22 protein-coding genes, 1 tRNA gene and 1 pseudogene are annotated in these 26,659 nt (G+C 67.7%); 8 read left to right on the top strand and 16 right to left on the bottom strand.

What is annotated here, in order from left to right; translation table 11 throughout:
- On the bottom strand, positions 1-631 hold a 631-nt coding region (locus SK571_RS44915; protein ID WP_319990216.1), incomplete at its 3' end, for a squalene cyclase.
- A gap of 373 nt (positions 632-1,004) precedes the next feature.
- Between SK571_RS44915 and SK571_RS44910 the strand changes: the two genes are divergently transcribed.
- The 3 genes from SK571_RS44910 (at position 1,005) to SK571_RS44900 (ending at position 2,658) form a co-directional block, all read left to right on the top strand.
- Positions 1,005-1,090 (top strand) — tRNA-Leu (locus SK571_RS44910).
- 240 nt (positions 1,091-1,330) lie between these two features.
- Complete coding sequence (locus SK571_RS44905) at positions 1,331-1,648, top strand: AbrB/MazE/SpoVT family DNA-binding domain-containing protein (RefSeq protein WP_319990215.1); 318 nt, start codon at positions 1,331-1,333, stop codon at positions 1,646-1,648.
- 53 nt (positions 1,649-1,701) lie between these two features.
- Positions 1,702-2,658, top strand: a complete 957-nt coding sequence (locus SK571_RS44900; RefSeq protein ID WP_319990214.1) for a tyrosine-type recombinase/integrase — start codon at positions 1,702-1,704, stop codon at positions 2,656-2,658.
- 60 nt (positions 2,659-2,718) lie between these two features.
- Here the strand turns inward: SK571_RS44900 and SK571_RS44895 are convergent, their stop codons facing one another.
- The 11 genes and pseudogenes from SK571_RS44895 to SK571_RS44845 form a co-directional block, all read right to left on the bottom strand.
- Positions 2,719-3,642 carry a helix-turn-helix domain-containing protein gene (locus tag SK571_RS44895; RefSeq protein WP_319990213.1) on the bottom strand — a complete coding sequence of 308 codons (924 nt, stop codon included), beginning with the start codon at positions 3,640-3,642 and terminating at the stop codon, positions 2,719-2,721.
- A 183-nt stretch (positions 3,643-3,825) separates the two neighbouring features.
- Entirely contained in the window at positions 3,826-4,650 is an 825-nt protein-coding gene (locus SK571_RS44890) for a phosphotransferase family protein (protein ID WP_319990212.1), read from the bottom strand.
- A gap of 2 nt (positions 4,651-4,652) precedes the next feature.
- Positions 4,653-5,291 carry an AAA family ATPase gene (locus SK571_RS44885; protein WP_319990211.1) on the bottom strand — a complete coding sequence of 213 codons (639 nt, stop codon included), beginning with the start codon at positions 5,289-5,291 and terminating at the stop codon, positions 4,653-4,655.
- A gap of 123 nt (positions 5,292-5,414) precedes the next feature.
- On the bottom strand, positions 5,415-6,332 hold the full coding sequence (locus tag SK571_RS44880) for a radical SAM protein (RefSeq protein ID WP_319990210.1): 918 nt from the start codon (positions 6,330-6,332) through the stop codon (positions 5,415-5,417).
- A 19-nt stretch (positions 6,333-6,351) separates the two neighbouring features.
- Positions 6,352-7,517 (bottom strand): IS3 family transposase gene (locus tag SK571_RS44875; RefSeq protein WP_319990209.1). Its coding sequence is split into 2 segments (ribosomal slippage): positions 6,352-7,230 and positions 7,233-7,517, totalling 1,164 coding nucleotides; the frame shifts between segments, so codons are not numbered across the junction.
- 651 nt (positions 7,518-8,168) lie between these two features.
- Positions 8,169-9,383 (bottom strand): saccharopine dehydrogenase family protein, encoded by a 1,215-nt coding sequence (locus tag SK571_RS44870; RefSeq protein WP_319990208.1) that lies wholly within the window; start codon positions 9,381-9,383, stop codon positions 8,169-8,171.
- 470 nt (positions 9,384-9,853) lie between these two features.
- A pseudogene (locus tag SK571_RS44865) lies at positions 9,854-10,802 on the bottom strand (fumarylacetoacetate hydrolase family protein).
- On the bottom strand, positions 10,802-11,740 hold the full coding sequence (locus SK571_RS44860) for a VOC family protein (RefSeq protein WP_319990207.1): 939 nt from the start codon (positions 11,738-11,740) through the stop codon (positions 10,802-10,804). The pseudogene SK571_RS44865 and the gene SK571_RS44860 overlap by 1 nt, the downstream one beginning before the upstream one ends.
- On the bottom strand, positions 11,740-12,744 hold the full coding sequence (locus SK571_RS44855) for an amidohydrolase family protein (protein WP_319990206.1): 1,005 nt from the start codon (positions 12,742-12,744) through the stop codon (positions 11,740-11,742). Before SK571_RS44855 ends, SK571_RS44860 begins: the two co-directional genes overlap by 1 nt.
- Entirely contained in the window at positions 12,741-13,856 is a 1,116-nt protein-coding gene (locus SK571_RS44850) for an FAD-dependent monooxygenase (RefSeq protein WP_319990205.1), read from the bottom strand. Before SK571_RS44850 ends, SK571_RS44855 begins: the two co-directional genes overlap by 4 nt.
- The gene (locus tag SK571_RS44845) at positions 13,853-14,797 is read right to left on the bottom strand and encodes a fumarylacetoacetate hydrolase family protein (RefSeq protein WP_319990204.1); all 945 of its coding nucleotides are present in this window, start codon (positions 14,795-14,797) and stop codon (positions 13,853-13,855) included. Before SK571_RS44845 ends, SK571_RS44850 begins: the two co-directional genes overlap by 4 nt.
- A gap of 111 nt (positions 14,798-14,908) precedes the next feature.
- Between SK571_RS44845 and SK571_RS44840 the strand changes: the two genes are divergently transcribed.
- On the top strand, positions 14,909-15,826 hold the full coding sequence (locus SK571_RS44840) for a LysR family transcriptional regulator (RefSeq protein ID WP_319990203.1): 918 nt from the start codon (positions 14,909-14,911) through the stop codon (positions 15,824-15,826).
- Positions 15,827-15,828: 2 nt separating this feature from the next.
- Here the strand turns inward: SK571_RS44840 and SK571_RS44835 are convergent, their stop codons facing one another.
- Positions 15,829-18,402, bottom strand: coding sequence for an alpha/beta fold hydrolase (locus SK571_RS44835; RefSeq protein ID WP_319990202.1), 2,574 nt, complete (start codon positions 18,400-18,402; stop codon positions 15,829-15,831).
- 21 nt (positions 18,403-18,423) lie between these two features.
- Positions 18,424-19,701, bottom strand: a complete 1,278-nt coding sequence (locus tag SK571_RS44830) for an MFS transporter (protein WP_319990201.1) — start codon at positions 19,699-19,701, stop codon at positions 18,424-18,426.
- A 193-nt stretch (positions 19,702-19,894) separates the two neighbouring features.
- Between SK571_RS44830 and SK571_RS44825 the strand changes: the two genes are divergently transcribed.
- From SK571_RS44825 to SK571_RS44815, 3 genes are all read left to right on the top strand, one after another.
- Positions 19,895-20,515: a TetR/AcrR family transcriptional regulator gene (locus tag SK571_RS44825; RefSeq protein WP_319990200.1), complete on the top strand. Its 621-nt coding sequence runs from the start codon at positions 19,895-19,897 to the stop codon at positions 20,513-20,515.
- 166 nt (positions 20,516-20,681) lie between these two features.
- A complete protein-coding gene (locus SK571_RS44820) occupies positions 20,682-21,560 on the top strand; it encodes a cyclase family protein (RefSeq protein ID WP_319990199.1) in 879 nt (292 codons plus the stop codon).
- Between the two features lie 92 nt (positions 21,561-21,652).
- Positions 21,653-23,272, top strand: a complete 1,620-nt coding sequence (locus SK571_RS44815) for a carboxylesterase/lipase family protein (protein ID WP_319990198.1) — start codon at positions 21,653-21,655, stop codon at positions 23,270-23,272.
- Between the two features lie 80 nt (positions 23,273-23,352).
- Here the strand turns inward: SK571_RS44815 and SK571_RS44810 are convergent, their stop codons facing one another.
- Both SK571_RS44810 and SK571_RS44805 read right to left on the bottom strand, forming a co-directional pair.
- Positions 23,353-23,490 (bottom strand): aldehyde dehydrogenase family protein, encoded by a 138-nt coding sequence (locus SK571_RS44810; protein ID WP_319990197.1) that lies wholly within the window; start codon positions 23,488-23,490, stop codon positions 23,353-23,355.
- A 364-nt stretch (positions 23,491-23,854) separates the two neighbouring features.
- Positions 23,855-25,363: a recombinase family protein gene (locus SK571_RS44805; protein ID WP_319990196.1), complete on the bottom strand. Its 1,509-nt coding sequence runs from the start codon at positions 25,361-25,363 to the stop codon at positions 23,855-23,857.
- Between the two features lie 245 nt (positions 25,364-25,608).
- Here SK571_RS44805 and SK571_RS44800 point away from each other — a divergent pair, with 245 nt between their 5' ends.
- A complete protein-coding gene (locus tag SK571_RS44800) occupies positions 25,609-26,481 on the top strand; it encodes an aminoglycoside phosphotransferase (RefSeq protein WP_319990195.1) in 873 nt (290 codons plus the stop codon).
- The last annotated feature ends 178 nt before the right edge of the window (positions 26,482-26,659 follow it).

Raw genomic sequence — 26,659 nt, 5'->3', positions numbered from 1 at the left:
TAGACGGCAACCCCTTCTCAACATCGATCTCAAACCAGACCCGCCCAGGATGCCGCCCACCCTGCAACCAGAAACCATCCTCCTGCCGGGCACCCCGAACCACCTCAACAGCCTCAGCCATCCGAGGATCCTTCTTCCCAGCAGCCCGGAAGTAGTCGAGGGCGTTGAGCACGCTGTACCCCCACCGAAACGGCGACCGGAACTCAAAGGCCCATTCCCCCACAGCCACCCCGGTGGACAACCGCTTGTAGAGCGCCCGCTCCAACAGGTACTCCTCCCCACGCTCCCGAACAGCCCGAGTAGCGACAGTCCCGCCAGTAGCGACCTCGTGAGCCAGCAACCCCTTCAACGAGTTGAGCGTCGAGTGGAACGAAGACCGAGCCGACCCCTCAACCCACTCGCAGTTCCACCCACCGTCCTCAAGCTGATGCTCGACGAACCAGTCGGAAATCCCCTCAACCGGCGCCCCAAGCCACACCCCGTTGGCCAAGGTCCACGAGTTGATGCAGCGGTCCACCTCACCACCCCAATAGGGCAGATCGTGGTACTCCCACCGACACCCGGCGTCAAGCGACTCAGCGGTCCCCTCAAGCACCGCCCGGTCAAGCCCCCACTCCCGCAACGAGGTCAACGACCAGGTGGTAGCCGTCCAAGGCTGCCCCTCCTCCTTCCCGTCGAACCCAGCGGGAAAGAAGGCCCCACCACCCCACATCCCATCCGAACCCTGAAGCCCCACCAACCGAGCCCCGAACCCCTCACGACCAACCCGAGCCCGAGTAGCACGCCAAACAGCCTCAGGCAGCCCCACCAGATCCCGCTCGACCTGCCACCGCAACGCAGGGTCGGAGTCAAGCAACCACCCAGTAACCTCAACCACACCCCGACCCTAGCCCGCAGCCCGCCGACCAGCACAGACACAACCCAGTCCCCCCGATTTTGGCGCGCGCTGACGATCATGTAACCTATGCACACACCACGGCGCGAGCCGAGGCACAACCGAATACGTCCGGGTGGCGGAATGGCAGACGCGCTAGCTTGAGGTGCTAGTCCCCGAAAGGGGGTGGGGGTTCAAGTCCCCCCTCGGACACCAAAATGTCGCAAATTTGCGACGTCTACGTGGCAGGTGCTCAAGTCCACTTGAGCACCTGTTTTGCGTTTCGGCGCTACTTCCGGGTGGCGTCCGATGACCGTTTCCTACATCCGGCCCATCGTCCCTGAGACCGCGCCAGGGAATGCGACGGGCGCGTCAGCCCGCGCCATTGGTCAGCCGCTCCCGCTTATCGTCGTCCCGGCGTCACGACCGGCCCGGCAGACGAACGTTCTGTACCGGATGGCCGCCGTCGACCACCGCGGCCGAGTCGCAGACCGCCACGTCACCGCGGCACTGGCGTGGGACGTGGCCACCCGGCTCAGTATCCGCGAGCTCGACGGGCTCCTGGTCGTCACCGCCGACCCGCACGGCGTCTTCAAGCTCACCAAAGAGGGCTACCTCCGGCTGCCGGCAGATGCCCGCCGAATAGCGAGCCTCAGTTCCGGCGATCGGGTCTTCCTCATCGCCCACATCGACCGCCAGACGGTGACGGTGTTCCCACCGATCGTCCTGGACGAACTGGTGCTGCCCCTCCTGCCAGGCGGTGAGGACCTGTGACCGGCGCACCGACCCAAGCTGAGCTCGACGCCGCACGCCTGGTTCTTGACCGAATGGGCGTGACAGCCGAGGACCTCCTCAACTCGGTGAAACCGCCGGCCCCGACCTTCGCCGAGTACATCCCAGTCGTCGCTGGAGCTGTCAGCGACGGCACGCGCCGCGCCTACACCCCGTACTGGAACCGCGTGCTGGACCAATGGGCCGACATCTCCCTGAGTGACCGCACGCCGACCGACATCCAGCGACTCGTCCAGCACATCAAGGCCAACCTGACGGTCCGGCGGAACACCCGCAACGGCAACTCCGCCGCCGAGCACCTCATCGCCGCGCTGCGCTGCCTCTACAAACACGCCGTCAACGACGAGCTCATCGACGAACGCTCCAACCCGGCCGCCAAGGTGCCGAAGCCTCGGAGGCAGCCCAGCAACCGCCGGGCGCTGTCCGGCAAGCAGATGGACCAGCTCAACGACGTCGTCGCCACCGGAGGCAACGACCCCCAGCTCGACTCGCTGATCATCCGTTTCCACACCGAGACCGGTGCCCGCCGTGGTGGTGCTCTCGCGCTGCGACCGAAGGATCTTGACGAGGAGAACTGCCTGGTATATCTCCGGGAGAAGGGTGAGTCCTCGCGGTGGCAACCGGTCTCCCCGACGCTGATGTGGCACCTGCTCCAGCACGTCGAACAACGCGGCGCGCCAATGAACGGACGCCTCCTGCATTACCTGGACGGGCGCCCGATCACCTACCACCGTTACGACCGCCTCTGGGTCCGCGTCGGCGAAAGCTTGCCTTGGGCGGCGAAACAGGGCGTCAGCACGCACTGGATCCGGTACACCACTCTCACGTGGGTCGAACGCCACTTCGGCTACGCCGTCGCCCGCGCGTTCGCCGGACACAACGACACCAACAGCGACGCAGGAAGCACCACGACCTACGTACGGGCCACCCTCGAAGAAGTCGCCACAGCACTTGCCGCACTCACCGGTGAGCACCACCCGCTGGCCGCGTAGCTGATTCCAGGACGGTTGGGGCTGCCTGCTCATGGCACGAGCGAGCAGGCAGCCTCCGACTCACAACCGGTAGCCGCTGGGGAAGGACACACCAGCGGCAAGTGCACCTGGCAGATGCCTGGCGGGTCCCGAGGAGTCAGCGGCCGACAATCGCTCGCCGAGTTGGAGCAGCATCGTTTTCGACTGTTCCTCGTTGAGGCTGGACCTGTCGAGCGAGCGGACAATTTCCTGATAGCTCTCGACCGCTGTCTTCTCTTCCTGGATGAGCGTGGAGTTCTCGTGTTCGAGGAAGACCAGCGGCTCGTACGCCGGGAAGGTCAGCTGAGTAAACGCCCCGCTCATGCCTGCGTGGGCGCCGAGGGCCGTCGGCAAGATCTGGATCGTGACGTTGCTGCGAACCGCCATCAGCAACAGGTGATGCACCTGGCCGACATGAACGTCATGTCCACCGACAGGCAGATATAGCGCCTGCTCGTGGAGGTAAACCGCGCACTGCACGCCACCGCCGAACAGCAGCTCCTGCAACTCCTGCCCAGCCTCGACACGTCGGTCCAGCTCCCCGTCCGGCACATTCGGACAAGCCGAGATCGCCGCACGCAGGTAGTCCACCGACTGCAGAAACACCGGAATCCCGTGGGGATGCCATGTGGTCAGGGTCTTCGCCGCCGCAACGTTCTGCACGAGCGTACGAAGCCGCACCGGCACACACGAGCCGTGCTGCTGCCACCACCCTTTGACATGCGTCTCGGGCAGGAGGTTCAACATGCGGTCACGTTCCTCAACCGGCGTGCGGCAGACCCCCAGTAGAAGGGCGAGTTCGGTCTCGGTGCATCCGATCTTGCCGTTCAGGAAGTCCGACAGCTTCGCCTCCTGCCAGCCGACGAGTTCAGCGACCCGTCGCGCCGGCATTCCGGAGGCCTTGATGGCCGCCCGCACACCTTCGCCGAACTCGCGGCCACGAGCCGTGGAGCATCTCTGCGGCATGGGAAATTCCTTGCAGTAGCTGGGATCTGTTGTGCCAGGCACAATCAGCCAACTGCTCCACCGCAGGTCAAACCAGCTCACCAATCGCGCAGCGACCCAGCACGAATCCCGCAACTGCTACGTCTCACCTGCGGAAACGCCGCTGGTCGCCCGATCGGGTGCCTGCGCCCGTCGCCACGCTGCTCACACGAGCGTTTCGGCGTGGACCGCAAGCACGTCGGCAAGGTCCGGGTGATCGCCCTTGTCCATCCGGCGGTAGAGCCGGGAAACGACGTAGAGCTGAGCAATCCGGCCTGACTCTGACTCCAGCACATCGCCGAAGACGGAACGAACCCGCTCGACCATTTCCGGCACCAGAAGGCTGTAGCAGAGCAAGGTCGCGGCGTCCGTGCCCGCTGGACCGCGTCCCCACCACTCCCAGTCGAGGAGGCCGAAGGCCGGTCCCATGAGGTTCGCCCAGTGCAGGTCGCCATGCACCGTTTCCCACTGGGAGACAACAGGAGTCATGCCATCACCGAACCGCTGCCGGATCCGCTTGCTGACCAACTCCTGGTCCGCGTTGACCCGATCCGTCGGCGTACAAGCAACCGCGTCGATCGTGCGGCGAAGTTCAGCCCACCAGGCATCCGGCAGGTCGATCGGCTCGCGAAGCGCATCGGTACGGGAGCACGGCAAACCCGGCAACAAAGTCAGCACCTCCGCGCGCTGCTGCCGGTACTCCTCCCACTCGAACACGTCCAGCACGCGCGGCTTGGCCAGCCCGGTCAACACGTTGGCGTCGACGTTGCCGGTCCAGAAGGCACCACTGATCCACTGCTTGTTCTCCGACACCACCCGCAACCAGAACCGCTCCTCACCACGGCCGGCGAGCGCACTGATCGAACGGTCCATCCAGCCAAGCCGAGGCTCGCCGACGAGGTCGAGCCCGAAGTGCGCTGCCGCGCGCTGGAGGTTCTCGCGCATCCATTCGCGGAACTGGGCGTCGGCGTCGCTGAGGTCCTCGTGCACCGCTACTCCTCGGTGACGTAACGCAGATAGGCCTCGGGGGTCGCCATGTAGCGGCGCCAGTGGTCGACCAATGCCAGGTCCTCCCACTTCGACCGCTGGAAGCCGTGCTCCCCCACTTCGATGATGTCCGCGTCCGGTGTGGACGCCAGGATCGGCGAGTGCGTCGCGCAGATGATCTGCGCCCCCGACTTGCCCAGCTCGTACATCAGGTGCATCAACCGCAGGCAGGACTGGAACGACAGCGCGGCCTCGGGCTCGTCCATCAGGTAGAAGCCGGGTTCGCGGAACATCGCGGCGAACACGGTGAGGAAGCCCTCGCCGTGGCTCATCTCGCTCGTGTCCTCATCCCAATACCCGTTCATCCCACTTACCGCGTTCATAAATCCGAACGCGGTCTCGGCACGCAGGAAGTAGCCCTTGCGCTTCGTCCGCGGACCGATACGGTGCCGGGCGCCGAGAGCGGTGGTGTCGAACCGCACCATCTCACCGAGCTCTGACTTCGGCCGGTCGTTGACGTACTTCCGCCCGGCCCGCCCGCCCTGCGCGTCTAGCCCCCACGCCTCGGCGAATGCCTCGACCAGCGTGGATTTGCCGGAGCCGTTCTCGCCGACCAGGAAGGTCACCGGCCGCTCGAACGTCATGCCTTCGTCTGCCAGCTGGGCGACGCACGGCACGTCTAGCGGCCACGGCCTCCGTGAGCCACGAGGCAACGACTCTTCGGGGATGTACGCGCGGCGGGCGAGCATAGGTGGAAGTTCCTTCGATCAGTCGTAGTCCGGAGCGCAGGCTCCCGTAGGTACGCAGTTGCCGGCAGGCCGACACGCCGGGCTGCAGCTCGGCCCGCACTGCGGATCACACATGTTGGGCACACACGGGTTCAGGGGCCGCCGAGCGAACTCCGTCGCGAGCACCGATGCGGTCTCCGTCATCCTCGATCCCGTCAGGATGTCGGCGAGCGACTCCTCCCGCACATTCCCCACCGGCAACCAACGGGAGAACACACACGGCCACACCGACCCGTCCGGTGCGATCGCGACCCTACCGTCACCACACTGACCACACAGTTCACCCAGGTCAGGCCCACGATCGCGGCCACCACGACCGACCTGGCGCAGACGATCGATCCGCACCTCGCCGCCGACCCCAAGGTCTCGCAGCTGCGCCACCGCCTCCTCGACGCGTTGCCCCTCATCGACGTCGATCACGCCCACCCGCACCGGAATCGATCGCCGAACGGCTTCTACGAGGTTCGACCTCGTCCGCTCGTAACTGCGCCCACCTCGTGTGATCTGCTCGTGCTGCTTGGCGTCATCCGAGTAGTAGCTGGTGGCGAGCTGGACGCCGGACCGCGAGAAGACCTCCCACAGCTCCGGACGGACGTGCACCAGGTTCGAGAACACCTCGACCCTCAGCCCCCGATCAAGGGCATGGTGGACCAGCCCAGGCAGCGCACGATGCAGAGTCGGCTCGCCTCCGATGAACTGGACCATCCTCGTTCCGAGATCGGCGAGCTGATCGATCGACCTACCCCAGTCCTCGGTAGTCATGGCGCCGTGCGAACCAGCCGGGCCAGAGTCGGCATAGCAGTGATCGCACTGCAGCTGGCACTTTCCAGTCACTTCGAGCCATGCGAACGTCACCCGCGTTTGCAGGTCAGGTTGAGCCCCCAGGGTCTGCTGCACGAGTAGGTGACAGTGGTAGTCACGCAGCCTGACTGGCTGGCGTGGTCATGATTACTTCGTATTCGATAGGGGTCAACCTGCCCAGGGCGGCCTGGCGTCTGCGGCGGTGGTAGGTGCGTTCGATCCAGGTGACGATCGCGATCCGGAGTTCCTCGCGGGTGGACCAGGTGCGCCGGTTGAGAACGTTGTTCTGCAGCAACGCGAAGAAGCTTTCCATGGCCGCGTTGTCGCCCGCGGCGCCGACCCGGCCCATCGACCCGGTCAGGCCGTTGTGCGCGAGCGTGCGGACGAATTTCCTGGATCGAAATTGCGATCCGCGGTCGGTGTGCACCACGCAGCCGGCGACGTCACCGCGGCGGGCGATGGCGTTGGTGAGCGCGGTGACGGCGAGGCGGGACTTCATCCGGGAGTCGATGGAGTAGCCCACGATCCGGTTGGAGCAGACGTCCTTGACCGCGCACAGATACAACTTTCCTTCTGCGGTGCGGTGTTCGGTGATGTCGGCCAGCCACAGCCGGTTCGGCGCGGTGGCGGTGAAGTTACGCCGGACCAGGTCGTCGTGCACCGGCGGACCGGCCTTCGTCCCGTTCTTGCGGCGTTTCTTGCCGAACGCACTCCACCAGCCCATGGACGAGCAGATCCGCCACGCGGTCCGATCCGCCATCGACAGCCCGGCGTCGCGGGCTTCGTCGGCCAGGAACCGGTAGCCGAACTCCGGATCGTCGCGGTGTGCGTCGAACAACGCGTCCGCCCGATGAGCCCGCTCGAGTTCTGTCCCGGTGACCGGCCGGGCACGCCACCGGTAGTACGGCTGTCGAGCGATGTTCAAGACCCGGCACGTCACCGCGACGGGAATGCCGTCCGCGGCGAGCTCGGTCACGAGCGGGTAGAGCCTTTTCCCGGCAGATTCGCCTGCGACAAGTACGCCGTCGCCCGGCGCAGGACCTCGTTCTCCTGCTCCAGCAGCTTGATCCGCTTACGCGCCTCACGCAGCTCAGCCGACTCGGCCCGGCTCGCACCGGGCTTGGCGCCTTCCTCGATCTCGGCCTGGCGCAGCCACTTGAACAACGTCATCGGGTGCACCCCGAAGTCCTTCGCGATCTGCTCGACCGTCACACCGGGCTCACGGTCACGAGCGACCCGCACGACATCGTCGCGGAACTCCTGGGGGTAGGGCTTGGGCACAGCGGCATCCTCCCAGCTCACCATCACGGCAAGCCAACTCAGATGTCACCTAACGGTGCAGCAGACCCAAGTCCTGGAGCAGTTCGGCCCGCGAGAAGGACCTTTCAAGTGTCTCTGGGACGAGCGCGAACTCAAGACGGCCTACCAGCGCAAGTCCGGAGACAAGGTCTGCGACGCGGTCCTCGAGGCTCCGAGATCCTGGATAGCCGTTGAGGTGAGCACGCGGCAACTGCAACGGAAAGTCGCTGCGTCCGCGTCTCCACACGCGTTGCTCGACGACATCATGCGCGGCGTTGTACAGAAAGCGAAGCAACTTGAAGCCACGCTGACCCACCTTCGTGAGGACGAAAGCGCGTTGACCGGAAGGCCTTCCGAAGCCGGCAGGCGGTTCGTGCCTTCCAGATTGCAGCCGGCCCATGTCGGCGGTGAGCCTCGCCTGCGCCGTGCGAGGTGGGCGCCGGCCTCTGCCCCAGCCCGGAGTTCTCCCACACGGGCCACTCAAGCCAGGCTCGACGTGCTCGCCTGGATCAACTTCCCTCAAGGCCCGCGTGACGCATCGACACCGAGAACCATCCGTCCGAGGCTTCAGTGCCACGACTAGGACACGCTTCCCGAGGCCGCAAGAAGCATCCACCCCCACGACGGCGTGGGTCAGGCGGTCGTGACGTCGTAGGTGTGGCCGGCGAGCCGCAGGCGATCGATCAGAGGCCGGCCCATGGCCGTCGCAGGCGTGAGCGAGCCGGACCGCTGCGGGAGGTCGTCGAGGGCCAGGCAGAGGGCGCTCTGCCCGAGCATGACGGCCGTGGCGGCGTAGCCGGGATCGCCTGGTCCGGCGACTGTGGCCCGGTAGCGGCGCCCCGAGCTGGTGGTGGCGTGCAGCACCGAACGGAACCAGCCCTTCGCACGAGCCTGTTCGCTGGGCCCGGTACCGGGCGCGGGCAGCACCCGGTCAAGCAGGCCGCGGACGGGCTTGACCGACATCGCGCCGACCAGCCCGGCCAGCCCACCGGTGATACCGGCCGCCATGAGCGCTCCGGTGACGCCCTGCCCCGCGCCCATGACCTCGCCGTAGCGCAGCTCCGGCCCGTAGGCCCAATCGAGCAGGGCGTTGCTGCGCCGCACGATGCGGGTGTTGAACGGGGCCATCACGAACGGCGCCTGCCACGTTCCGTCGGCGGCGCGGGAGGGCATCCCCGCGTCACGGGGCTGGGCGGGCACCGGCTCTGCTGCGCGGTCGGGACTGAGCGCATGCGGATCGGCGGCGACGCGGCGCAGGCCGGGATTGCTCTCGTACGCCTCGATCTGCGCCCGCAGCGAGTCGATCGTGCCGCCGCTGAAACCGCCGCGGACCGTAGCCACCAACCGCACGTCGGTGAGCGGCCCCGCGCCGTCGGCCACTGCCCGCTCGTGCAGCAACAACATGCCCAGGTCGGACGGGATCGAGTCGTAGCCGCAGGCATGCACGATCCGGGCTCCGGACTCCAGGGCCAGCTCGTGCACGGCGTCGATCGCGGCGCGGACGAACAACACCTCGCCGGTCAGATCCGCGTAGTGCGTGCCGGCCCGTGCGCACGCCTCGACGACCGGGAGCCCGTAACGCGCATACGGGCCGACGGTGGTGGCGAGCACTCGCGTCGACGCGACCAGCGCCGCCAGCGCGACCGGGTCCCCCGAGTCGGCGACGACCAGCGGCCACTCCCGCGCCGCCGCAGGCAGCCCGGCCCTGGTGGCAGTGAGCTTGTCCGCGGACCGTCCGGCCAGCGCGATCCGTACGCCCTCGGGGGCGTGCCGGGCCAGGTATGCGGCGGTCAGCGCCCCAACGAACCCGGTGGCGCCGTAGACGACGACGTTGTGCTCACGATTCATGGCCGTCAGCATGCCCGCCCCGGCTCCGGCCACAGCACCGACGCGCAGGGGCCTGGCGTTCTGGAGATCATCGACGGCTTCGCGGTGGGCCGCCTCGGCCAGGCCGACGAGGTCGCGTCGGCGATCGCGTTTCGCGACCGACGCCGCGAAGTGCGTCTACGGCGCGGTCCTGCCAGTCGACGGAGGCAGACTCGCGCGTTGATCGCTGCGGAGACATGCCGGAGCCCTCGCCACGGTGGCGAGAGCTCCGGCATGTCACGGCCCACGTCATCACCCCGTGGACGTCGAACTTCCGTGAGTGTACGAATGAGCCTGTGCTTGGGCCGCAAGCCAGTTGCCGGACTCCGAACTCGGTGCCTCCCGTTGACAGTTAACATCAGTTGGTCACCGAGAGCGAACTCGCGGCGAGCAGGACGAGCAGTTGCGGCAGACCTGCGGTGCGGATGGGGGCGGCGGCGGTCATGGGCACCTCACATCGTTGTGGGACCGGGTGAAGCGGGTCTGTGCCGGCTGCGTCGGCGCGCGGCCGGGATCAGGTGCGGGCCGACGCCCGCGACGACGGTGTTGGCGATCGTGCCGAGGCCGTCGACGGTCATGGTCACGACGTCTCCCGGAAACAGCGGCGGTAGTTCGCTGCCCCTCCCCACAGTTCGGCGAGGCAGCCGCCGTTGCCGCAGGTTCCCGAGCCGAGGACGTCTCCTGGGCGCACCTCGGTGCCCCGGCTGGCGTAGGCGACGAGGTCCTCGAACGGCCAGCCCATGTTGGAGAGCAGGTCACGACCGATCTCCGTGCCGTTGACCGAGACGGTCATGCCCAACGACAGGAATCCGTCCGGATCGCGGTGGGGCTCCAGCTCGTCGGCGGTGACGAGGACCGGGCCGAGCGTGGTGGCGAAGTCCTTGCCCTTGCAGGGACCCAGGCGGACCGCCATCTCGCGGAACTGGAGATCGCGGGCCGACCAGTCGTTGAGGATCGTGTAGCCGGCGATGTGGTGCCGTGCCTGCTCAGAGGTCAGGTCGGAGCCCTGTGCCCCGATCACGGCGGCGACCTCCAGCTCGAAGTCCAGACGGTGGCTGCCGGGCGGGACGGCCACGTCGTCGTGAGCGCCGATGAGGGCGTACGGATTGGTGAAGTAGAAGGTCGGCGCGGCGTACCAGGCCTCGTCGACCACACCGGCGATGCCTTCGACGTGCTCCTCGAACGCGACGAAGTCACGCACCGTGGGCGCTTCGAGCGGCGGCAGGAACCTCAAGCCGGACAACGAGATCGGGTCGTCGGCCGCCGCCCCGCCTCGAGCATCGTGCCGGACCTCAGGAGGTCCAGCACGCTCGTTCCGGCGGGCAGGCGCAGCAGGGTGTCCCCGGCGACGACGCCGCAGCGGACGTCGCCGCCGGGCTCCTCGACGGTCGCGAACCGCATCAGACCGGAGGGGCCTGGAAGAGGCCCCGGTCCGGGTCGTTGAACGACCTCGCGGCCACGAACTCGTCCATGCGGTTCGCGGTCCCCCACTGGTCGGACACCGCGGGATCGCTGAAGTCGTGCAGACCGGGGTGCCACGTGTCCTCGTCGAGACGGTCGAGCTCCGTGGTGTATTCGAGCGTGTTGCCCTGGGGGTCGAGGAAGTAGGAGAACGTGTTGTTGCCCGCCTTGTGCCTGCCCGGTCCCCAGATCTTCTCGACACCGGCACGCAGCAGACGGCCCGTGCCGCGCATGTACTCGTCGATGCCGCGCATCTCGAAGCTGGCGTGGTGCAGCGCGGGATGAGGGCCGCGTGCGACGGCGAAGCTGTGGTGCCAGTCGTTGCAGCGCAGGAACCACATCATGTTGCCCATGCGGGGATGCATGAGGACGTCCGAGAGCGCGAAGCCGAGATGGCGTTCGTAGAAGGCGACCGTGCCCTCGGGGTCAGCGGAGTTGATCACCACGTGCGAGAGCCGGACGGGGACCGACTCGCCCTCCTCGACCTTGCGGTGGGCCCGCAGCGTGACGTCGGCGGAGACCTCGACGGTGCGGCCCTCGTTGTCGAAGAAGCGGAACCCGTATCCCCCGCCGGGTGTGGCGACGACGCCCGGTTCGGAGACGAGCTTGACGCCGTCGCGGGCCAGCGCCTGGGCCAGCGTGTCGACGTCGGCCGGGCTGGCCGCACCAAAGGCGATGAGGTCGATGCGCTTGTCCGTCGCTTGCCGCAGCCGCACGACGTACTGCTCGGGTGATCCTTCCGCGGCCAGGAACGAGAGTCCGGTGTCGGTCGCGACTTCGGTCAGCCCCCACTGTCCTGTGTAGAACGACTGCTGGAGAGCCAGGTCCGGCACCGCGAGATCCACGTGGCGCAGGTGGGTGATCAGCCGCTGGGCCATCACGAGTCCTTCCTGGGGCCGAGCCCCAGCTTCAGTGCGGTGCCACCGGCGATCGCGTCGCGGTCGCCCGCGTTCAGTCCGGCGGCGTCGAGGCGGGCGACCGGATCGGTGACGCCCATGTCGAAGGGGTGGTCGGACCCGAGGAGCACCCGGTCGGCGCCGACGGCGGCCACCAGGGCCCGCAGCGCCTCCGGGGTGTGGACCAGGGAGTCGAACCAGAGCCTGTGCAGGTAGGACGACGGCGGGTCCGCGCAGCCGCGGGCCTCGGGCCTCACCTGCCAGGCGTGATCGGACCGGCCGAGGTAGGTCGGCAGGTAGCCACCACCGTGCGCGGCCACGACCTTCAGGCCGGGGTGGCGGTCCAGGACACCGCCGAAGATCAGATGGGAGAGCGCCACGGCGTTCTCCACCGGCTGCCCCACCGTGTTGGAGAGGTAGAAGCGGTCCAGCCGTTGGTCGAGGGAGCATCCGAAGGGGTGCAGGAAGACCACCGCGCCGGTGTCGGACGCACGCGCCCAGAACGGGTCCAGCCGCTCGTCCGACAGTTCGACGCCCGGTGCGAACGAGGAGATCTCCACGCCCTTGAGCCCGAGCCCCATCGCGTGGTCGAGCATGTCCGCGCACAGTTCGGGGTGCTGCAACGGAACGAGGCCGAGACCTCGAAGCCGTTGCGGCGCCGAAGTCACGAGGCCGGCGACGGCGTGGTTCGCGGCGCGGCACACCTGCGTCGCCAGGTCCCGATCCGCCCAGTAGTGGTAGTGGGACGGAGAGGGCGACACGACCTGCACGTCCACACCCGCGGAGTCCATGTCCACAAGTCGCCGCTGGACGGAGGTCAGCGAGGGCAACGCGGACATGACCATCGCACCGGAGACCGCGGAGGATTCCGGCCCGTTGCGAAGAGCTTCCAGCGTGCGGTGCTCCGCCAGGCCCGCGTGCCCGGCGACCAGTGCCTCGACCTCGGCGATCAGGCAGTGGGCGTGCACGTCGACCACGGCCGTCATGGTGCCTCCGCAACGACAGCGGCGATTCTGCCCATCAGACCGGCGGTGTCACCGCGTTCACCGGCCTGCAGCCAGCGGCACAGTTGCACCGAGCCCTCCACGACCGCGCGGACGCGGGGCAGGCGCCGGGCGGAGTACTCGGCCCACAGGTCCTCGTCGACGGCGTCACGGGTCGTGAGCAGTTCGGCGAGCACGAGGGCGTCTTCCAGTGCCTGGGCTGCGCCCTGGGCGAGGGTGGGCGGGCAGCAGTGCACCGCGTCGCCGATCAGCACGACACGGCCGCGATGCCAGGTCCCGTCCAGCAGATGGTGCTCGAACCAGGTGTAGTTGACCCGCGAGGGATCGACGAGGTTCGCGCGGATGTCGTCCCAGGGCCCGTGATAGTTCTCGGCGAGCGCCCGCATGGTGCTCAGGCGTTCGTCCGGGCTCAGGCCGTTGCGGTCCTGCGCGTCCTCGACCAGGTAGGCGTAGAGGGTGTCCTCACCGGTCGGGCAGTATCCGGCGATGTAGGCCTCGCCGCCGTAGGTGAGGTCGGTCTGGATCACCGACTCCGGTCGCTGGGCGAAGGCACGCCAGATGCCCATGCCGATCGGTTCGGTGGTGAGGTCGATCCCCATCGCCGCTCGGGTCCACGACCGCACGCCGTCGGCGCCGATCACCAGGTCGTAGCGCGCACGACCACCGTCCGAGGTGGACAGTTCGGCGTCCTGGGTGAGCGTCGCCGCCGTCACGCCCGTCCGGATCTTCACCCCGAGCCCGGTAGCGCGGTCGGCGAGGAGCCTGGCGAGGTCGGGGCGGTACATGCCGACGGTGGCGGGCAGGTCCCGTCCACCGGTGCGGGCGTCGGGGATCGTGGCCAGCACGGTGCCGTCGGGAGCCCGCAGGCCGAGGGTGTCGAACCCGAAACCGAGGCGCCGCACGCCGTCCCACACACCGAGCCGGTGCAGCACCCTCAACGCGTTGCCCTGCAACGTGATACCGGATCCGAGCGCACCGATGTCGGACTTGGCGTCGATCAGGTCGACGGCCACTCCCTCTTCCGCCAACAGGATCGCGGCGGCCAGCCCGGCGACCCCGCCTCCGATGATCCCGACCGACTCGACGGCGCTCACGGGTTCACCACGCGGGTGCGCTGAACTCCGAGGCCGGTGATCGACCCGGTCATGACGTCACCGGCGCGTAAGAACCGGCCGTGCGCCATGCCGTTGCCCGCGGGGCTGCCGGTGAGCAGGAGGTCGCCGGGCCGCAGCACGGCGGTCCTGGACGCGGCGGAGACCAGTGTCGCGACGTCGAAGATCATATCCTTTGTGGACTCGTCCTGCATCACCTCTCCGTTGAGGTCCAGGCGCACCTGCGGGTGCTCGCTGAGGAACTCGGCCGGAACGAGGTACGGACCGAGCGGCGTGAAGCCTGGTGCGTTCTTGGCGCGGAACCAGTCGCTGCCGATCTCCGGCATGTCCCGCCTGAACACGAGATCGCGAGTCGTGAGGTCGTTGGCGATGGTGTACCCGGCGACGTGGTCCAAGGCGTCGTCGCGGCTCACCTGGAACGCGCTCCGGCCGATCACCACCGCCAGTTCCAGTTCCCAGTCGTGCCGGTCGGAGTAGGCCGGCAGGACCACGTCGTCGTACGGCCCGGTGACCGACGAGGGCAGGCCGATGAAGATGTACGGCTCCCCGTCGGCGATGCGCCGGTCCATCATCTCCGCTGCTTCGGCGCGCACTTCGTCCGCGGGCCTGTCCGGTGCGTGTTTCACCGCGAGGTCGATGACGTGCGTGCGGTAGTTCGCGCCCGCCTGCAGGATCTGGCCGGGGTTGAGCGGCGGCCGCAGGCTGGTGGGCTCCAGCGGGGTGTCCGCCTGCTCCACGAGACCGCGAAGGCGAGGGAGCACCACTTCCCACTCCTGCAGCAGCGCGTGCACCGATGGCGCGATGTCGGACAGGTCCCGCCACCGAGGCGTGCCGTCGATGTCGACGACGAGGGCGGGCAACTCCCGGACCTCGGCGGTACCACGCCCGGTCGAGAGGGTGGCGATGGCGAAGGGGACGGCCACGTGAGGTCCTTCCGTCGACGGTGACGCCGACTACTGTCACGCGAGCAGCAGATATAAGGGAACCCGAATATCCTGATACCGGTTATCAGCGCGACGAATTACGGTGCCGACGTGAACCTGGCGAACCTGGACCTTAACCTGCTCGTTCCGCTCGACGTGCTGCTGGCGGAACGGTCCGTCACGCGTGCGGCCGAGCGCCTGGGACTCTCCCAGCCCGCGCTGTCCGGCGCGCTCGCCCGGCTTCGGCGGCACTTCGACGATCCGCTGCTGACCCGGGCCGGCAACTCCTACGAGCTAACCCCGCTGGCCGTGCAGCTGCGCAGGCGAACGGGGCTCGCGCTGGCCGGCGTCGAGCGCGTGTTCGCCAGCGAACCAGACTTCAACCCCGCCACGTCGCGCAGGACGTTCACCGTCCTCGCCTCCGACTACCCGATGGCGGTCCTCGGGCCGCGAGTCACGGCGCTGATCGCGGAGCAGGCACCGTCGGTCACCCTGAGGCTGGAACACCACAGCCCCGCGGTGATCGAAACCGGAGGCGAGGCGATGCGCGGAGTCGACGGAATCCTTCTCCCCCACGGCGTTCTGTTCGACCTGCCGTCGGTCAACCTGTTCACCGACTCGTGGGTCGTCATCGCCGACCGCGAGTGCGAGACCATCGGTGACTCCCTGACGATGGCCGACGCGCAACGCCTGCCCTGGGTGTTCACCTACCACAGCGCTTCCGCGTTCACCGGCGCCGGCAGGCAGCTCCAGCTGATCGGCGCCGCGCCGCGCGTCCAGTGCGTCGTGGAGAGCTTCCTCGCGCTGCCGTACTACGTTCTCGGAACTGAAAGGCTCGCGTTGGTGCAGTTCCAGCTCGCGCGCCATCTCGCCAGGGACGAGAGGCTGCGCGTGCTGGACTGCCCGTGGGACGTGGTGCAGCTCGTGGAGGCGCTGTGGTGGCACCCGACGCACACCCACGACGCCGAGCACGTCTGGCTGCGCACCCTCTTCGCCCAGGCTGGCGCCGAGTTGCCACCACGTCGCTGAACTCAGTTCCGGAGGAAGTCCACCACCGCGGCGCGGAAGTCCGGGTTGCTGCCCGCGGTGTTGTGGTCACCAGGCAGGATTACCAGCCGTGCGTTCGGCAGAGCGTCAGCGAGCACCTCCGGCCGCACGGCCAACGGGTCCTCGTCGCCCGCGATGACGAGCGACTCGGCGGTCACACGGGCGAAGTCGACCCCACCCACGTACAGGGACCGCGCTTGCGCCGCCAGCGACGGGAAGTCGGCGCCCACCATCTCGGCGAACGCGCGCATGCCCACCATCTCCGGCGGGAGCGCACTCGGGTCGTCGGCGAGAAACGCCTCCGCGACCACGTCTCCATCCAGTTCGCGCGTGTCGACACCGCCGACCTCGACGACCCCGGCACCGACGCCTCCGACGACCAGCCGGCGCACCTTCGGTTCCTCGGCGGCAGCGAGCAGCGAGATGATCGACCCCATCGAGTAGCCGACGAGGTCCACCGCGGTCACGTCGAGAAGGCCGATCACGGCACGCAGATCCCGGGCCATGCGCGGTTCGCCGTAGCGGCTGGGATCCGGGGACTTCTGCGACAGGCCGTGCCCGCGGGCGTCGACGCCGACGACGGTGCGCCCGGCGGCGGTCAGGGCCGCGACGGTGCCGCGGCTGGCCCATTCCACCATCGTGTCGACCGTGAATCCGTGCTGCAGAACGACGGGGACGGGGTGCGGCTCGACGTCGGGACCAGGCTCCCAGCGGTGGTAGGCGATCTCCGTGCCGTCGTCGACGACGACCGTCGCGGTCCGGGGTGTCGGGGCGGCGGCCAAACCGGCTTCCACCAAGGCTTTGACGTCGGTCAGGGGGTTGGTCATCGCAGGCCTTCCGAAGGTGAGTCCGTGACGGTGGGGATAGGCGGGCGCGGCGCTGTCGAACGGTACGTCCGGACGACGCGCCACCAGTTCTTCGGCGTTACCGCAGATCTCGAACGGCAGGACACCTGTTGCCGGTACACGGCCGAAAACAACGTCGAGCAGCGCGCCGTCGCTGACTCCGAACGACGTGGTCAGCGCGGAGAGCGGACCGGCGATCTCCCCGAGCAGCGCGGCGCGGTCCAGCATGACGTCAAGGACGACCGGCACGCGGCCGGCGAGTGTCGCGACGTGCTCCCGGACGTCGTGGCTGAAGCTGAGGCTTCCGGCGTGGAAGAACCTCTCGAATCCCTCGCTGCGGGGCTCGTAGGGTGCGTCGACGCGCAGCAACGCCACATCGGCGCGGACGGGGTCGTCCACGACATCGGCGTAGCCGGCCAGCACCTGCGAATCCACGCCCTCGGCGTACACCCGGCAACCTTCGCGCATCGGCAGCACGGCGTCTCTGTTCTCCACGACCACGACGGAACGGCGTTGCGCATCGAGCCCGGCTGCCACGGCCTCGGAGTTTCCCTCCGCCCGCACCAGACTTCCCCGTTCGAAGAGGCCCAGACGGAACTTCTCCGCGAGGATCCTGCGCACCGAGGTGTCGAGGCGTTCCTCGGTGAGCCTGCCGTCACGAACCAGGTCGACCACCAGTTCCGGCGCCACCTCTCCGCCGAGCTGGTCGCAGCCCGCGTCGAGGATCCGCACCACGCGCTCGTGCCTGTCCAGGTGCTCTACGCCCCAGGCCCTGGCCCGCATCGGGGCTCCGAAGACCGTCCGATCCGTGACGAGCGCGAAATCGGTGCACACGATTCCGCTGAATCCGAGGGTCTCGCGCAGCAGACCGGTGATGATCCGCCGGTTGAAGGCGAAGCCCACCTCGTCGACCGGCCCGCCGTCCAGGCTCAGTCCGGTGGGCACGCCGTAGTAGGGCATGACCTGCACCGGGTACCGGGCGAGCACGTCGGCGAACGGGCGCAGGTGCAGGTCGAACGCACCACCGGGGTACACCTGCTCCTTGCCGTAGTCGAAGTGCGGGTCCTCGCCGTCCTTCTGCGGTCCCCCGCCGGGAAAGTGCTTGATCATGGCCGCTACCGGCGGAACGTCCACGTCCGCCGTGAACCCGTCGAGGAACGCCGCGGCCAGAGTGGTGACGAGCTCCGGATCCGCGCCGAACGTCTCGACCGTCCGCGCCCAACGCGGTTCGGACGCGACGTCGAGGGTTGGTCCGAGCAGAACGCTGATTCCGGCGGCGGCGAGTTCGCGGCGGACGGTCGCCGCGTACGCGCGGACCAGATCGGGGTCGCGGACTGCGCCCAGCCCCAGCGGTTCGGGCCACTGGGAGAACCCCGTCGCGGCCGTTCCCGTGGCGGGATTGGAGACGAACCCGTGCCGCGGATCGGACGACAAGGTCACCGGGATGCCGAGACGGGTCTGCGCCGCCAGGTCCTGCACGGCGTCGTGCCAGCGGGCCATGTCGGCAGGGGTGGCGGGCCCCATGACCGCGACGTGGGAGAGGCCCGCCGCGATCTGAGCGCGCAACGGCCCCATCGCAGCCGGGTCGTCATCGGCCAGAACCCTGCCGCCGGGGCCGACTCCCGCCATGCCGTGGAATAGCTGACCGGCCTTCTCCTCGATGGTCATGCGCCGCAGCAGCGCTTCCACTCGAGCATCGTCGGGGTTGATCACGTGATTCTCCGATCGGACAGGTCAGCGAACGGAGCGGACGAAGACCATCAGGGACGAGCCGACGATCGACACCGCTCCGGCCGCGGCGAACAGCAGGAGGTAGTTCGGTGCTCCCGTTCCGGCGGAGAGCAGAACCGGGGCGGCGAACGGCACCAGAACCTGCGGCGCGATGCTGGCCAGCTGCACGATTCCCATGTAGCGGCCGGTGTTCGCAGGATCCGGCACCAGGCGCGCGGCGAGAGCCAGGTCGGAGGCGAGGTAGACACCGAGACCGAACCCGACCACGACGCCTGCCAGGAGCGCGGCGCCGACGCTTCCGGCCAGACCGAGCAGCACCAGGCCGGCGCCGATCACCAGCCCCGAACCGAGCACGAAGTAGCGCCTGCGGTCGAGCCGGTCGGACACCCAGCCACCGCCCACGGAGCCGACCAGTGTCGCCGCTCCCGCCGTTCCGGTGGCCATCAGCGCGTAGACCGCCACCTCTTGGGGCGCGACGCCGAAGCGCTGGATGAACATGAGGGTCTGGAACCCGATGAGCGTGGTGTAGCCCATCCAGATCAGGAACCGGCTGAGCAGGTTGACCGAGAAGTCACGATGGCCTCGGACAGGCCAGGTGAATGCGCGCCCGATGTCCGACAGCGACGCCGGGGCGATGGCCGACCGGTCGGCGGGCGGGTCGTCGATGACCGCGGCGAGAGCCGTCACCAGCACGACGGCGACCAGCCCCGGCACGACGAACGTCCAGAAGATGCTGTCCGCCAGCAAGGTTCCGATCAACGCGCCGCCGATGGCGCCGAAGTTGGTGGCCACGCCGATCAACGCGCCGATGCGGCCGCGCAGCCGTTCGGGAATCTGGTCGGCGTACAGAGCACCGACGGCCGCGGTGGACGCGTTGATCGCCAACTGGGCCAGCGCGGTGCCGACGAAGACCTGCCAGATCTCGGTCGCGGCACCGACCAGCGCGAGTGCTCCGGTGCCCGCGATCGCACCGCCGACGAGCCAGGGACGCCGACGTCCGAACCTGCTCGTCGTGCGGTCGGACAGGTTTCCGAACACCGGAGCGGCGATGATCGCCATGATCGAGCCGACGGCGAGGATCGGTCCCTGCACCGCTTCGGTGTTCTCCGGTGCCAAGACGCTCAGCTTCACCGAGAGCGCGACCACCACAGGGGTGAGCACGGCGAGGAGAAGCCCGAACTGGGCCAGCACCAGCAGCGCGGGGAACGCGGGATGGCGGGCGGGTGGTGGCGCGGTTGCGGTGTCGACGGGTGGATCGGACTCGGTTCTACCCATGTTCATGAGAGACCCCTTCGTGTCCCATGGCGACCCCGAACGAAACTTGTACACTTGTGCAATGTTGGTCGCCGCCGGAACGTAAGCCAGCCGCCAGCCGCTGTCAACGTCCGAACTGGACGGTGGCGGGATCAGATTCTGCTGCTGCTACCGTCGAATCGCGTCCAGCGCTCGGACGAAGCCGGCCACGGGGAGACGAATGAGCACCGACGACACGACCGCGGCAGGAGGACGCCGAGGCCCCTACCGCAGCGGTCAGGCACGTCGGCGCGAGATCATCGACGCGGCGACCGAGATCTTCGCCGTGGACGGCTACCGCGGCGGCAGCCTGCGCGACGTCGCCCGCTCCCTGGGCATGAGCCCTGGCTTGATCACCCACCACTTCGGCTCGAAGGAACAGCTCCTCGTCGCGGTGCTGGAGGAGAAGGACCTCTCCTCCAAGCTCGACGTCGAACGCGATCCCGCACCCGGTCACCTGGCCGCGGCACTGGTCGAAGTCGTGGAGATGAACGAGAAACGCCCAGGACTGTTGCGGTTGTTCACGACGCTGGCGGCCGAGGCGGTGAACCCGGAGCACCCCGCGCACGAGTTCTTCACCCGCCGCTACGAGCGGCTGATCCGCTACCTGGCCGGACGGCTCGAGGCCGAGACCGCGCGCGGAACGCGGAGCGAGAGCATCCCCGCGGCCGAGTTCGCGTCGATGGTGCTCGCCGCCATGGACGGCCTGCAGACGCAGTGGCTGCTCAGCCAGAACTTCCCCATGGCCGCGCGGTTCGCAACCATGCTGCGCGCCATGGGACTCGACCCCGGCAGCGACTGAACTGCGGCTATCGGTCTCGCGGATGTCGATCATTAGCAGGTCGGCCTTCCCCGATACCCACTGCTCGGCGAATCTGGGCGCGGTCGGCGTGGACCGGAGGTGCTCTTCGGGACGTCACGACCCGATCAGCACCGAACGCGGTGCCAGAGCAGGAAAGTGACCGCTCATGACCGATGCCGCCACCGCGATCGCCGCGGCCGCCCAGCGCTGTTCCAACGTCGGCCGATGGGGCCCAGATGACGTGCTGGGCACCCTCAACCACATCGCGGAAGCCGACCGCGTCGCCGCAGCCCGGCTCATCACTCGCGGCCGGGCCTTCTCCCTGTCGCTGCCGTACTCCGCGGACGGCCCCCAGCGGGGCTGGCGCCGCCGCACAAACCCGGTGCACACCATGCTCGACACCGGACTGGACGCGGAACACGGCAACCAGGGATTCCCCCACGGCCTCGGCGGTGCCGACGACGTCATCGCGATGCCGCTGCAGTGCTCCACCCATTGGGACGGCCTCGGCCACATCTTCGACCACGGCCGAGCGTGGAACGGGCGCCGCGCAAGCGAAGTCGTCACCAACGAAGGCGACGCGTTCACCGGGATCGAGACCGTTCGCGGCCTCATCACCGGCCGCGGGGTTCTCCTCGACGTCGGCCGCGTCGTGGGCAACGGCGAACTGCCGGACGGATTTGCCATCACCGAACAGCATCTCCTCGACACCGCCGACGCCCACGGCGTCGAAGTGAAGCGCGGTGACCTGGTGTGCGTGCGGACCGGGCGCCTCACGCGCGCTCGCAACGAGGGGTGGGGCGAGTACGCGGGCGGTCCGTCACCCGGGCTGTCCTTCAGCACGCTGGACTGGCTGCACCGCACCGCGATCGCGGGAATCGCCACCGACACCTGGGGTTGCGAGGTGCGCCCCAACGAGTTCGACGACGCTTTCCAGCCACTGCAACAGGTCGCGATCCCCCACACAGGACTCTTCCTCGGCGAGATGTGGGACCTGGACGAACTCGCCGATGACTGCGCCGCCGACGGCGTCTACACCTTCTGACTCACCGCCGCTCCGATCCCGGTCACCGGCGCCGTCGGAGCGCCGGTCAACCCCGTCGCCGTCAAGTGATCGTCGCAGTGGAGGCGTTGTAGATGAAAGGTCTGCGCAGCAAGGCAACCGGCGCGTGCATCGCATTCGCTGTCGTAGCGGCGAGCGTCACCGCGCCGTCGGCAGAACCTCAGACCGGCCACGGACGAGAGTCCACCGACCCCGTCATCACCTCGGTCGCCCAGGGATCTCTGCTCGGCTACCGCGATGACGGCGTCTACACGTTCAAGGGAATTCCTTACGCGGCTTCTGAACGGTTCGGTCTGCCGACCACTCCCCCGGCGTGGAGTGGCGTACGCCCGGCACTCCAGTACGGCGAGGTGTGTCCCACCGGTACCGAGTCCGTCAGCCCGTTCGACTTCATGACGCCGACGGGCAAGGACCAGGTCGAGAACGAGAAGTGCCAGTCCGTGAACGTCTGGACGAAGTCGCTCCGGACCGAGGCGCGCCGCCCGGTGGTCGTGTGGTTGCACGGAGGTGGCTTCTCCAGTGGTTCGTCGTCCGAACTGCCCTACTACGACGGCCGTAACCTCGCCGACCACGGCAACACGGTCTTCGTCAGCGTCAACCACCGGCTCAACGTGCTGGGGTACATGGACCTCTCCGCCCACGGTGAGGCCTACCGCGACTCCGGGAACCTCGGGATGCTCGACATTGAGAGCGCGCTGAAGTGGGTGCGCGACAACATCACGCGCTTCGGCGGCGATCCGAAGAACGTCACCGTCGTAGGGCAGTCAGGCGGTGCCGCCAAGGTGCTGACCCTCATGGGCATGCCTTCCGCGAAAGGGCTCTTCCACAAGGCCGTCGTCGCCAGCGGACAGGCAGCCGGCCGTTCCCAGAGCGACGCGCGGGCTCAGACCGCCGCGGTGTTCGGGGAACTCGGTGTCAACACTGTCGAGCAGCTCAAGCAGGTACCGCACCGGACGCTGCTCGCGGCCGCCGGCAGGGCGAGGTTCTCCGCGAGTCCGGTGATCGACGGCGCCCTCTACCCCGAGCGCACCGTCACAGCGGACGGCAAGTTCTCCGCACTCTCGCGGGACGTCCCGCTCATGGTCAGCAACACGTTCGCCGAGTTCTCCACCAATGCGGGAGCGATGATCACTCAGGCAGGTGCGGCGAACCCGCTCCAGGACGCCTACCGGCCGCAGACTTCCGAGGCGCGAGTCTTGCAACTGCTCAACGAGCGGTACAAGGCGTCCACGCCCGCGATCGTGACCGAGTTCCGCAAGCAGTACCCGACCCGCCCTCTCTTCGACCTGCTCTACATGGACGCCGGCGGTCCTGCGAACCGGCTTCCCACGGCTCGTGCCAAAGCAGGCCAGGGCGGGGCGCCTGTCTATGCGGCCGTCTACGCCTGGACGCTTCCGGTCTTCGGCGGCGTCACCGCCTACCACACTGGCGGAGACCTCCCGTTCATGCTCGACAACGTCGACACGGTGCGCAGCCTCGTCGCGGGCAAGCGTCACGTGGCCGACAAGGTCGCCGCCGAGGCCTCAGGTGCGCTGATCCGGTTCGCTGCCACCGGTGACCCCGGTGAGAGAGTCAGGCTCGACTGGCCTGCCTACGACAGCGCCACCGGTTGGACGATGGTCTTCGACGCCAGGAGTTCAGCTCGCAGGAAGCACGACGAGCGCTTGTTCGAGCTGATCTCCCGAGCACGCTGAGCAGCCTCGGCGTGCAGACGTGGTGATCACCGCCAAGCCATCCGGTCAATTCCGGGCGACCTGGCGGCGACGACCTGTTCTTAGAGGTAGACGCTCTGCAGCTGCTGGTACGCAGCCAGTCCATCGGGCCCGAACTCGCGGCCGATGCCGCTGCCCTTCACACCGCCGAACGGTGCGGCCGGGTCTGGCAGGTTGTGCGTGCCGAAAATTACGGCCATGTCACTCAATCCGCATGGCGATACTCGCGCATGACTCCGCCGAGTAGGTCCTGTCGATCCACGACGAAGCGTTCGATCTGGTCGAGTTCGAGAGGTTGGGGCCCGGCCCATAAGGGCACCGCGCCAGCGAGTGATCGGCGGGCGCGGTGCTCGTTGCAGTGTCGCTCGCACTCACCGTGCACCATAGGCCGATCTGATTCCAGATCAGCCTGCGATCCAACAGTTCGCTGCGAATGGTCTTGAACCCAATCGACAGACTTGGCGACGAAAGATTGAATCGCGTCGACTGGCCCTCTATACTGGGTTCGAGCTATCCAATAGCGCATGAACACCCGAACTGCGCAAGCTTGCTACACGTGGGGGGTCAAGTCCCCCCTCGGACACGAGCGTTATTCACCCCCACGGGGTTGATGGAGACATCAGCTTCGTGGGGGTTTTGCTTGTACCGAACTTGCAGGTCTATCGCCTCGTACAGCTCTTCCAGTCTCGCCGGCGCGCTGCCCCTCAGTGCCGCGCTGACGTCTCCTATCAGGTCGATCGCCGCGTATATCTCGGCGACGTCCACCTCCACCGGCGCTGGGACGTTGTCCAGCGCCGCTCGTGACGCGAGCCGCTCAGCTTGAGCCTCGTTGATCGCCTCGACCAGCGCTGCGGGGTCTACGCCGGCCATGATGGCGTTCTGGAACCTGGTCAGTTTGGCTTCCGCTTCAGCGAGCCGCTTCTTCGCTGCGTCGCGACCGATCTGTATGACCGGCTCTTGCGAGTCCATCAACGCGGCAACGGTCCGGTCGCGGTTCTTCCGATCAAAAACATGTCCGAGCCAGCCATTCACCGCATCCTGAAGAGCGCCCTCCCTCAAATAGACCGCGCCAGGATGCGACGTAAGCACGGGAGAACCCGGAGCCAACGTGCGCGCGGGGCACCGGTAATACATCGCCTTCTTGCGCGGGCTGCCCTCCATCTTCCGCCCGCAGATGTCGCACCGGATGCGACCGCGGAACAGGTAGCGGTGTTTCAGCGCACGCCCAGACCGTTCCGTCTTCCGCGCGCTCCGCAAGCTGCCCTTCGACTTCCGCAGAAGCTGCGCAGCCGTGAAGTCCTCAATCTCCACGATCTTCGGGTGCGCAGGATTACGCGACCGGACCACTCGATCCGGACTGGCTTTCCGAAACCGCACCACGTGACCAGCCGACACGTCGTCAGGGTCGAGCAGCGTCTCGAACTTCGTAGAGCGGCCGAAGAACGCATAGCCGGTGTAACGAGGGTTCTCCACGATCGCCCGCACAGTGCCGCCCTGCCAACCATCGCCGGGCCGATGCTTGTTCTGATCCGGCCGGCGCGCGGACGGACACAGAATCCGGTCACGGTTGAGCCCGTTGGCAATGGCCCGATCACCCATACCGCTCAAGTACTCGGCAAAGATGCGCTGGACAACCCATGCGGACTCGTCATCGATCGCGAGCACCCGCAATCGGTAGCCCTCCGCTGACTTGCGCGGATTCGGATGCGGACCGCCGTCTACCGTCACGTACCCGTACGGCGCTCGGCCGCCCTGGTGGCGTCCCTCGTTGAGCACCTGCGTATCCATCGCGGCCCGAACACGCGCCTGCACGTGCTGGCGCTCGGACTCGCTCATGCCACCGAGCACGCTCATCAGCATCTTGTGCGACGGATTCCGTGGGTTGTACTTCCCACCCAACTCCGGCACCCACAGATCGACCCCGTATGCCTCGAACCGCGGAGCGATCAACGAGAACTGGTTCCCGAACCAGCACCTCGTCCCCTCTCCCACCACGACGGCGCTCCAACCACGGTGCGGGTTCTTCAACGCCGCCAGCAACCGTGAGGCTTCGTCCCGCCGCTCCCACGGCACGGACCGCGACTTGAAGACCCAGGTCGATCAGTCATTCACGGCGACAGAGCGGGTAGTGGCCGCGTGACGTTGAGGTAACTCGTCAGACGGTGAACGTGGCGGCTGCGCGGTGGTGAGCACGAGAACTCGCCCGGCGCTTCCCCGATTGGGGGCATGACTCCGTCGGCTCCTCGCTTGGAGGTTTTCCAAGCAGTACCAAGGAACTCACACAGTGTGCGCAGTAAGCGCCAAGGCGAGGGGACCATGTGTCTGAACAGCGTGACCACCCACCCGTTCTCGACCGCGACGGCGGGATGTTGAGCGTTGACCTAAACGAAGCCGACACGCGGTTCCGACAGTGGATGCACGACAACCTCAGCCACGCAGCCGATCACTTCGGCCTCATCGTCGCCGGGCGGGCCCGACTCGGCTGGTTCGACCGGTCGATCAGCGCACCCGTTCAAGCAGCCGATCGGCAACTGTGGCTTCGCGTGGTGTCCGAGGACGCGCAGTGGACCGGCGGCGACTTCTGGACCGGGAACCTCGAGGCCAATGTGTTCACCACGCTGCCCAAGCCGCAAGTTCTCGCCATCTACGAGTGGGAGGAATGGCGACAGCAGCGTGTCGAGCTGATGACCTTGGCCCCCGGCTCGGCCTGCTCCCCCACCGACGCCCTGCGCCATGCGATCGATCTTCCCGACCAGTGGTGGTCGCAACTCCGCGGAACGATCGAGGTGGTCGCGGCGACGCCGACCGAGCGGGTCAATGCCGATCAGGCTTTGGTCACCGGCAGGATCCAGCAGTACTTCGGGAACTCGGTGAATCCCGTGGTCCGCCAATGGGAAACCGTGCACGGCGACCTGCATTGGGCGAACCTGATGGGACCGGACTTCGGCCTGCTGGACTGGGAACTGTGGGGCCGCGCTCCAGTTGGGACAGACGCGGCCACCCTGTACTGCTACAGCCTCCTCGTACCGGACACAGCGGAACGAGTGCGCGACACCTTCGCCGACGTGCTCGACACCGACGCCGGACAACTCGCACTGCTCTACGTCGCAGCCCGGCTGCTACACCGAGTCGACAAAGGCGACCACCCGGATCTCGCCGCACCGCTCAGAAAACTCATCGAGACCTTGTGAGCCACCCGTCAGACCGCCTCCTCGAGTAGCGACGGGTCTGCTGCACGAGTAGGTGACAGTTGTCGTCACGCAGCCTGACGATCGGGTCGACCGGCTTGGTGAACGGCCGGGAGGTCTTGTTCTGAGGCACGCGTAGCAAGCAGATCGGGAACGTCACGCCGGTCTTGTCGTCGCGGCC

The organism is Lentzea kristufekii (assembly GCF_033949925.1).
GTDB lineage: Bacteria > Actinomycetota > Actinomycetes > Mycobacteriales > Pseudonocardiaceae > Lentzea > Lentzea kristufekii.
The sequence above is the reverse complement of the archived record's forward strand: the minus strand, read 5'-3'. Positions and strand labels throughout refer to the sequence as shown.